At 50.2% G+C, this 8,186-nt stretch carries 9 protein-coding genes; 2 read left to right on the forward strand and 7 right to left on the reverse strand.

Translation table 11 applies throughout. The features are described from left to right. Positions 1 to 7: 7 nt before the first annotated feature. The 5 genes from rutD to ACOTZP_RS22920 all read right to left on the reverse strand — a co-directional run bounded on the left by rutD (position 8) and on the right by ACOTZP_RS22920 (position 3,815). Positions 8 to 808 carry a pyrimidine utilization protein D gene (gene rutD / locus ACOTZP_RS22900; RefSeq protein WP_271075290.1) on the reverse strand — a complete coding sequence of 267 codons (801 nt, stop codon included), beginning with the start codon at positions 806 to 808 and terminating at the stop codon, positions 8 to 10. Between the two features lie 7 nt (positions 809 to 815). Then, positions 816 to 1,202 carry a pyrimidine utilization protein C gene (rutC, locus tag ACOTZP_RS22905; RefSeq protein WP_015570870.1) on the reverse strand — a complete coding sequence of 129 codons (387 nt, stop codon included), beginning with the start codon at positions 1,200 to 1,202 and terminating at the stop codon, positions 816 to 818. An 11-nt stretch (positions 1,203 to 1,213) separates the two neighbouring features. Further along, entirely contained in the window at positions 1,214 to 1,903 is a 690-nt protein-coding gene (gene rutB, locus ACOTZP_RS22910; RefSeq protein ID WP_023299764.1) for a pyrimidine utilization protein B, read from the reverse strand. Next, entirely contained in the window at positions 1,903 to 2,994 is a 1,092-nt protein-coding gene (gene rutA, locus ACOTZP_RS22915) for a pyrimidine utilization protein A (RefSeq protein ID WP_023305836.1), read from the reverse strand. Before rutA ends, rutB begins: the two co-directional genes overlap by 1 nt. A 341-nt stretch (positions 2,995 to 3,335) precedes the next feature. Continuing rightward, on the reverse strand, positions 3,336 to 3,815 hold the full coding sequence (locus ACOTZP_RS22920; RefSeq protein WP_058647427.1) for a hypothetical protein: 480 nt from the start codon (positions 3,813 to 3,815) through the stop codon (positions 3,336 to 3,338). A 620-nt stretch (positions 3,816 to 4,435) separates the two neighbouring features. Between ACOTZP_RS22920 and ACOTZP_RS22925 the strand changes: the two genes are divergently transcribed. Further along, positions 4,436 to 5,176 (forward strand): hypothetical protein, encoded by a 741-nt coding sequence (locus tag ACOTZP_RS22925; protein WP_271075291.1) that lies wholly within the window; start codon positions 4,436 to 4,438, stop codon positions 5,174 to 5,176. 969 nt (positions 5,177 to 6,145) lie between these two features. Here ACOTZP_RS22925 and ACOTZP_RS22930 read toward each other — a convergent pair. Both ACOTZP_RS22930 and ACOTZP_RS22935 read right to left on the reverse strand, forming a co-directional pair. Further along, the gene (locus ACOTZP_RS22930) at positions 6,146 to 6,448 is read right to left on the reverse strand and encodes a VOC family protein (RefSeq protein ID WP_404349419.1); all 303 of its coding nucleotides are present in this window, start codon (positions 6,446 to 6,448) and stop codon (positions 6,146 to 6,148) included. 278 nt (positions 6,449 to 6,726) lie between these two features. Beyond that, the gene (locus ACOTZP_RS22935; protein WP_271075292.1) at positions 6,727 to 6,912 is read right to left on the reverse strand and encodes a GNAT family N-acetyltransferase; all 186 of its coding nucleotides are present in this window, start codon (positions 6,910 to 6,912) and stop codon (positions 6,727 to 6,729) included. 502 nt (positions 6,913 to 7,414) lie between these two features. On the opposite strand from ACOTZP_RS22935, the gene rutR reads away from it, so the two are divergent. After that, positions 7,415 to 8,053, forward strand: coding sequence for an HTH-type transcriptional regulator RutR (gene rutR / locus ACOTZP_RS22940; protein ID WP_022647683.1), 639 nt, complete (start codon positions 7,415 to 7,417; stop codon positions 8,051 to 8,053). Positions 8,054 to 8,186: the final 133 nt, after the last annotated feature.

Genomic DNA, 8,186 nt, shown 5'->3' on the forward strand with positions numbered 1-8,186 from the left:
AGGCTCCTTACAAAGCGGGTTCAGGGCTGTGCAGCAGGCTGGCAAGCCCGTTCAGCAGCAGCGTGTTAAAGATGTCCGGCGCGGTCACGTTGCAGGCATGCCCGCCCTGGCGCATGACCGTTTTGCGGGCGTGCGGGAGGGCGGCGTGCAGTTCCGCGGAGCAGACGGACGGCACCAGCAGATCGTCGGTGGAACAAATAATCTGCACGGGGCAGCGAACGCGTGCAGCGTGGCGGCTGAAATCGGCCTGTTTCAGCGCATGCAGCCTGCGCAGCAGATTGGCTTTGCCCTGGAAATGGGCCAGCGCCAGCGCTTCCTCGGCCTCCAGCCGCGGAGCGCGGGCGGCCATCCAGTCTGCCGGGTAAAGAAACAGCGGCTGTGCCTCTACCCACGCCTGAGCCCCGCCCGCATGCAGCAGACGTTCGCGAACGTCAAAACAGCGTCGGGTATGGGCATTGAGGGTCAGCCAGCCGTTGACACAAACCAGCGCGGTGAGTGCGTCAGGCTTATCGATAGCCAGCCGCAGGCCGACCAGCGCCCCCAGCGCGTGGCCGACCACGCAGTAACGGGCGATCCCGGCCTCGGCTAACGCCAGCGCAAGCTCGTCGGCCATGTGTGCGAGGGTGTAGTCTTCCGGCAGGGTATCCGGGTTATTCCCCGTGCCCCGCTGGTCGTAGCACACCACCTGATACTCCTGCCCCAGCACGGCGAGCTGGGGCAGCCAGTAGCTGCCGCTGCCGCCGAGCCCGGCAATCAGCACCACCACGGGCGCGCCCGCAAAGGGGGGCGGGGAAATGGACAGTTTCATGGCGGCCTCACTTCGCGATGTGCGCAACGGTGGCAATTTCAACCAGCGCTTCAGGCTTTACCAGCCCGCACTGGATGCAAAACCGCGCCGGTTTATCGCCGGGGAAAAACTCCGCGTAGATCTCGTTAATCGCGGCGTAGTTTTTCCAGTCGGTGATAAAGATGCTGTTGAAGGTCACGTCCTCCATCGTGCCACCCGCCGTTTCGATCACGGTTTTGATCGTCTCCAGCACGTGGCGGGTTTGCGCCTTTGGGTCATCGATAAACACCACGTTGTTGTCTTTATCAAACGGCAGCGTGCCTGAGACATACACCACGCCGTCGGCGAGGGTACCGGGGACAAACGGGGCTATCGGGGTGCTGGTGCCCGGCGGAATAATCACGGATTTCGGCATAGCGGTTCTCCTCAGGCGATGCGGGCGAGCGGGGGATCCAGCGCGTCGCAGAAATCGGCGACGTTACTGACCCAGCCAAAAAAAGTTTCGATATTGAACAGGGCGGCTTTCTGGGCAAAATCCGGCCCGGCCTGATGGGTAGCGTCTTCCAGCACCACGCCAAAATACTCGAGGAAGAAGCCGTCGCGCAGGGTGGACTCCACGCAGACGTTGGTGGCAATGCCCGTAAAGACCAGATGACGAATGCCCCGGCTGCGCAGCAGGCTGTCGAGCGGGGTATTGAAAAAGCCGCTGTAGCGCGGTTTCGGCAGGACGATATCGCCAGCTTCCGGTACCAGCTCATCCACCAGCTGATAATCCCAGCCGCCTTTCGCCAGCAGCGTGCCCTGGAGTTCAGGCCGTTGGCGCATGGTTTTCAGGGCGTTGGATTTGTGAAAGTTGGGTGAGCCGGGACCGCCAGCTTCGACGTACTGGTCGTCCCAGCCATTCTGGAACCAGACGATCAGCATGCCCGCAGCACGCGCGGCGCTCACGGCGGTTTTGATATTCTCAATCACCGGCTGCGTGGCCGAGACGTCGAACCCGGCCAGATCCAGATACCCGCCTTTACTGGCATAGGCGTTTTGCATATCCACCACGATCAGCGCGCTCTGCTGCGCGTCAAAGGTGATGGCCTCCGGGCGAGCGTTGAGGGTCGTCATTACGCCACCTCCTTCGTCACGGCAGGGATGTGGGCGCGGCACTGCATCAGCGGCTGAATACGCTCGCCGAAGGTTTCCACGCCGGTGAGAAAATCATCGAAGGTCAGCAGCACGCCTTCGGCGCCGGGCACGGCAGCCACTTCGTCGAGCATTCTGGCGACGCTGGCATACGAGCCAACCAGGGTGCCCATGTTGATATTGACGGCAGACGTCGGGTCGGCCATCTGGCGAACGTTGGTGTCCGCGCCGGAGCGGGTATCCTTCTGGCTCTGCTCGGTCAGCCAGCTCAGGGCTTCCTCGTCGGCGCCGTCCTTGTATCGTTCCCATTTGGCGCGCGCGGCGTCGTCGGTTTCGTCGGCAATCACCATAAACAGCACGTAGGAGCCCACGTCGCGCCCGATTTTGTCGGCGGCCGCTTTCATGCGTGCCGCGGTGGGCGCGAAGGCGGCAGGGGTGTTAACGCCTTTGCCGAAGCAGAAGTTGAAGTCGGCGTATTTGGCGGAGAATTCCATCCCCGCGTCGCTCTGCCCGGCGCAAATCACCTTCATCGGCACCGACGGCTGGGGGCTGACACGGCAGTCGTTCATGGTGAAGAAGTCGCCTTTGAAATCGCTTTTGCCGGTGCCCCACAGATCGCGCAGCACCTGCACGTATTCAGTCAGGTAGTCGTAGCGACGGGAGAAGTAATCGTCACCCGGCCAGATCCCCATCTGCTCGTACTCCGGCTTTTGCCAGCCGGTGACAAGGTTGACGCCAAAGCGCCCGCCGGAGATGGAGTCGATGGTGGAGGCCATCCGCGCCACGATTGCCGGGGGAAGGGTAAGGGTGGCGGCGGTGGCGTAAATCTGGATGCGCGAGGTTACCGCCGCCAGGCCCGCCATCAGGGTAAAGGACTCCAGGTTGTGGTCCCAGAATTCGGTCTTACCGCCGAAGCCGCGCAGCTTGATCATCGAGAGCGCAAAGTCGAAGTGGTAATGCTCCGCTTTCTGCACGATGGCTTTATTCAGCTCAAAGGTCGGCATGTATTGCGGGGCCGTGGTCGAGATAAGCCAGCCGTTGTTGCCGATCGGTACAAATACGCCAATTTTCATCACGAACCTCTCTTCATCTCTGTGTGGGTGAAAGTCAGACGTGGCGCTGCATCCTGCATATCCTGTTCAGCCTCGTGAAAAGGGTTTTGCAAAGGGGATGCCAGTTTTTAAAAGGGCTTTACTGTTAATGTGTTAACGCAAGGTTGGTGAATAGAGTGCAAATAAAGTGGACTAAATGGTCAAAATAGATGCACGCAAACAGGCAACGGTGCGCGATGGCGGTGCAGGGGCGGTAAGGGATTGGGGAGCGGGTCGTCCGCATTGAGCAAAAAGCAAAAGTTAGTAATCGCTCTCGTTGCTGATGAGGGCCGCACCCGTGGCAGGATAAAAGTTGTTGTTATTCAATCTATCCAGGGTACAGATTCTCCAATATAAGTGTGTGTGCAGCAGCGGCAAGTCACCTTAACATCCTTTATCGTGATTGAAGTATTTACCTCTTGCAGAATTCCATTCTCATCAACAAACAGACCCGGATAAAAACTGCTTTCGCCAATGCAGAATAAATCTCTTCGCTGATGCTCATGTAGCGCGACCAACCAGAATACAGGCTCGGTGGTATCAAGACGTCCACATACTTCGCTGAATATTTCATTCCACGATTTGCCAATCTTTTTGATCAGAAAATAAAACAATGGTGTGTAGTCTCGGCCATGCTTCTGTCCGCCATGTATTGACTCGCGCTTGGCCAGTAGTTCATCCCCGACTCTTTTACGATTACGTTCCCAGCAATATTCAGCACCTGGATTATTAGAATGGTGCCGCGTAGTCGTGTTGACGCTGCAATACAGTTTACGAGGCTTATTCTGTTTATGAGTACGCATAATTCGATCCCGTGCATCCTTTATTCTATGAGTTAGTAACTCCTGCAGGAGCTAGATTTAATAGTTGGAGACTGCATAAAAAATTGCCGTGTTTAAAGGTAATTTCATTTTGCTGAAATACCCTCCCATTGACAACAACTAAAAGCCCGCTGCTGGCTGTGAATTCAACGGTTCGGAGCAATCACCAGCTTGGACGTTCAGGTTGTTCTGTCCAATTTCAGGTAATGGGAAATTCACCATGTAAATATATTTCACAAATCCATGTATCATGTGTATGAATTGTTTTCATGACCTGTTTCTTCTATAATTTGTGCCAGGACATAAACATCAAACATAATTTAGGTCGCAAAGATATGTATAAATGCCTCAGGTTGCCTTTTGACAAAGTAAAAATCGACAGAATGTGTGATGAGAAAGGTAACAATGCCTCATACGTAAGAATCACCTACAATGAGTTCTACTACTATTTAAGTTACTACGATCTGAGACCAGTCACACCAAATTTTAATTCCATTGAATGCATTCCCAAAAACAGCGATCTTTATATCATTGTATATAAAATATCACCTAATAGCTATAGGATATGCTGGCTAGGAGATTGCGATTGCATCGAGTTCAGAATGATGGACACTGAAAGAAATCGTGGTAAATCTGCATGTTTAGCTGTATTGCTTGGTCTGATTTTATGTACACTTTCTATAGGTGCTTATTACTCATCTAGCACAGATATATTTGTATGTTATGTCCCATTTTTATTACTAAGTTTGTTTGGTTTTATCCTGACACTCCTTAATTTTTGTCATACATACTCAGATGAATTCCTTCAATTTCGAGATTTGATGCGAAAAAACCTTATGCAAGAAAAAGATTTATTTTCCTCTGTTACAAAATTATCAAAAAGTTGCCAGCATAAACAAAATTATGAGCTAAACCTAAGATTACCTAAGGAACTCAACCGAAGAATAGTTACAATAGACTCTGTATACCGGGAGAGAAGAAAAGTAACTGTATACGAGCCCAATACTGGTTCAGATTTGTCTTATAGTACAAGTTATACAAAATGCATGGTGAATATGGTTTGTGATGGAGAAAAATTTACATTTGAGTATAAGGAGGCTTCTGGTGATCCAGCTCCATTTATTGCAAAGGGCGATAAAGCCAAACTATATTGGTATGGACCGGAACACGAAGTAATTCCTAGTGATCGCGAAGATATTACCTATGGAACACGACTTATCTGTTTACATAATATAACAACGGATAACTTTTATGAAAGTCGCATGTGTAATGAACCGGGTAATGTTTTCAAACTATCGCAGAAGGGAGGACGGGATATTTATAACCACTACTCGCAATGTTGATTAAAAAATCATCTATCATGCGATCCCACTAGATGCACTCCCAATAAGAGCTGGATGCAGCCATCGAGCCGCACCAGCCGTCTTTTCTTCACTCTTTTAATTCTCCGCAATCACTTGGACATACAGCATTTTATATCCACTGGGATTGATAACATATCAGTTCAAAAATATCCTATATAAAACAACTGCAACTAAAAAAATAAATGCTGCTAGTGAGCTTTTCCCAAGACCGGACTCGTATTTTAAAACCATAAAAACCATAAAAACCATAAAAACCATAAAAACCATAAAAACCATAAGAAGAAAAGCCAGAGCAGGCAGTCTCCATACCACAAAAAACACCGTTAATTTTGGCATCATTGATAATACATCACTGATCCTTTCATTGTAATATCTGCTTCCTCGGGATGCTCAGACTGTTCTCTCTATATCCGTCAGGGCATGGGAGGCATTTAACGACGAAACTCCCGCAGCGTTAGCGAGGACAAAAAATGAGCTACGACTTCAGCCATAATAATCCACCATACTACAAAACTGGGTTTTCTACCGTGGTGCTTCGTGGGCCAATTTTCTGGGATTCAGACCCGGAACGCGCCATTTCAGCAATATTTCAGACCAGTTTTGTTGTAATCTAAAGCAGTCAGCTCTCGATCTTCCAGGATAAGTATCGCCTGTGTCCTTTTCCGTGTCACCCTGACAAACAGGAAGTTCCGTCCATTTATGTAAAATAACAGCCGATACACCTTCAGAAATCACGGTAGTTGACCGGCTGCTATGAGCAGAGGAACGGAAATACAGGAAATGATGTAAGCGCTTTTCATGATACAGAGAAAGTAATTATGCCAAACGCATTAATTGACCAACGCTTTTACTGAACTGATATCACCCGTCAGACGATCCTGCCTGAATATTTGCGCAGGATCGTCTATCAGCATTGGGGAAGTATATTAGCGACTATCGCGTCTCGTGTTAAACCGCCTCTATATTGTACCCATCAGGATCAAGGATGAACGCGGCGTAATATCCAGGGTGATAATGGGGCCTGTAACCCGGCGCACCATTATCTTTTCCACCTGCCTGGAGGGCGACACGGTGGAATGCCTCAACATCCTCTTTGTTTTTTGCATTGAAGGCAAGATGCATTCGGGGTGTGGAGGGAGTTCCCTGTGTTAACCAGAACGCACCGCCAGAATCTTGCCCTTCATCGAGTTGGGCGGGACCAAAACCTACCGCCTTGCCCGGCCAAGACTGGCAAGAACATTTGTGTAACATTACTTACTGTCTTCAAGATTTATGACGTTGAATCCGGTGTGGTCAATCATTTTTTACTCTCGTCAGCAAAGAAGAATAACAGTAAAACATTAAACCATCGGGTGAGGTTGGATTTGGTATAAGAATTGGTGATTGCGTCTGTTCTTTACCTGTGTGAAACGATCACTCCCAGAGCTGGTATGTTTGTTCTCTATTGATTCTCGCGCTGATATTTGTAAGGTCCACTCCTGACACGATGCAGCCAGCACCGAAGGTCCGCTGTGAGCGAAAATCGGATGTTATATACACATCCCCATTATTTTGAGTATGCTCCGCTGTGAATCTGTTTCGAAAACGATGTCGCTGATGTATTGTATTCCCTGCTTTTTATAGAATCTATGAGCATGTTCGTTTTGCTCGAGAACCTCCAACCATAAAAATTTTTTTCCATCACTTCGGGCAAGATCTATGACTTTTTTAAACATTTATTGACCGTAATGCTGATTCGTTTTAGTTGGGGCAAGGTAGAGTTTGTCAAGAAGAACACCACTAATGTCTGTATTAGTGATAGTCGCTTGCCATGTCAGCTTCGCAAAACTAATCCGATGATCTATTTCCGCTATATACCAGCTTATGTTTTGTCATTAATATTCTGCTCAATAACAGGAAGAGAATATTCACATTCCAAATAATTATACAATCCTGATTCTGACTGCCACATATGCTTAAAGTGCGCTGGATAGATGCGATAGCCAAGCTCTTTTAGTAATACTGAATCGGCTAATGTTGCTTGTCGTATGACTAAAGGCCTGGGAAAAGCCCTTACTTAACGAGAAAAAAGTGATATCAAATTTGTAATATAAGTGGGCTGTTAAGTCTACCTGTCCGTACATTTTCCTTTTTGATTTGGTGCAGCCCCGCTCCCCAAAATGTCGAGAGAAAGCAGGGCTTTTGCTATGCTATGGCAAACCAATAAGGAGAGCGAAAATGACACAAGGCGCAGTGAAAACACCCGGTAAACGTTCGCAGGCGGTGAGCGCCAAGAAACAGGCGATCCTCAGCGCCGCGCTGGAGACATTTTCGCAGTTTGGTATTCACGGTACACGCCTTGAGCAGGTGGCGGAGCAGGCCGGGGTGTCCAAGACCAATCTGCTCTACTACTACCCGTCGAAAGAGGCGCTATATGTGGCGGTGATGCAGCAGATCCTGGATATCTGGCTCGCACCGCTTAAAGCATTTCGCGAAGAGCTGGCCCCGCTGGTGGCGATAGAGGAGTACATACGCCTGAAGCTGGAGGTATCGCGTGATTATCCCCAGGCATCGAGGCTGTTTTGTCTGGAGATGTTACAGGGCGCGCCGCTGTTGCAGGCGGAGCTGACGGGAGATCTAAAGCAGCTGGTGGACGAAAAATCGGCCATTATTGCCGGATGGGTCGCCAGCGGAAAACTGGCGCCCGTCGATCCGCAGCATCTGATTTTCATGATTTGGGCCTCAACCCAGCACTACGCTGACTTCGCGGCCCAGGTCGAGGCGGTAACCGGTAAAACGCTCCAGGACGAGGCGTTTTTCCAGAGCACCCTGGAAAACGTGCAGCGGATGATTATCGAAGGGATCCGTGTGCGCTAATTTCCCTCACCCCGACCTTCTCCCATGGGGCTGAGGGATCCCCAGTAATTTTTTTATGCAGAAGCAATAAAGTTGCTTTCTAAATGACTGAGGGCTGTCAGCGATGCCCTGGTCCGGCTGTAAATCGCTGAGG

The sequence above is a fragment of the Enterobacter cloacae complex sp. SYL001 genome, assembly GCF_049237025.1.
Taxonomy (GTDB): Bacteria; Pseudomonadota; Gammaproteobacteria; order Enterobacterales; family Enterobacteriaceae; genus Enterobacter; species Enterobacter intestinihominis.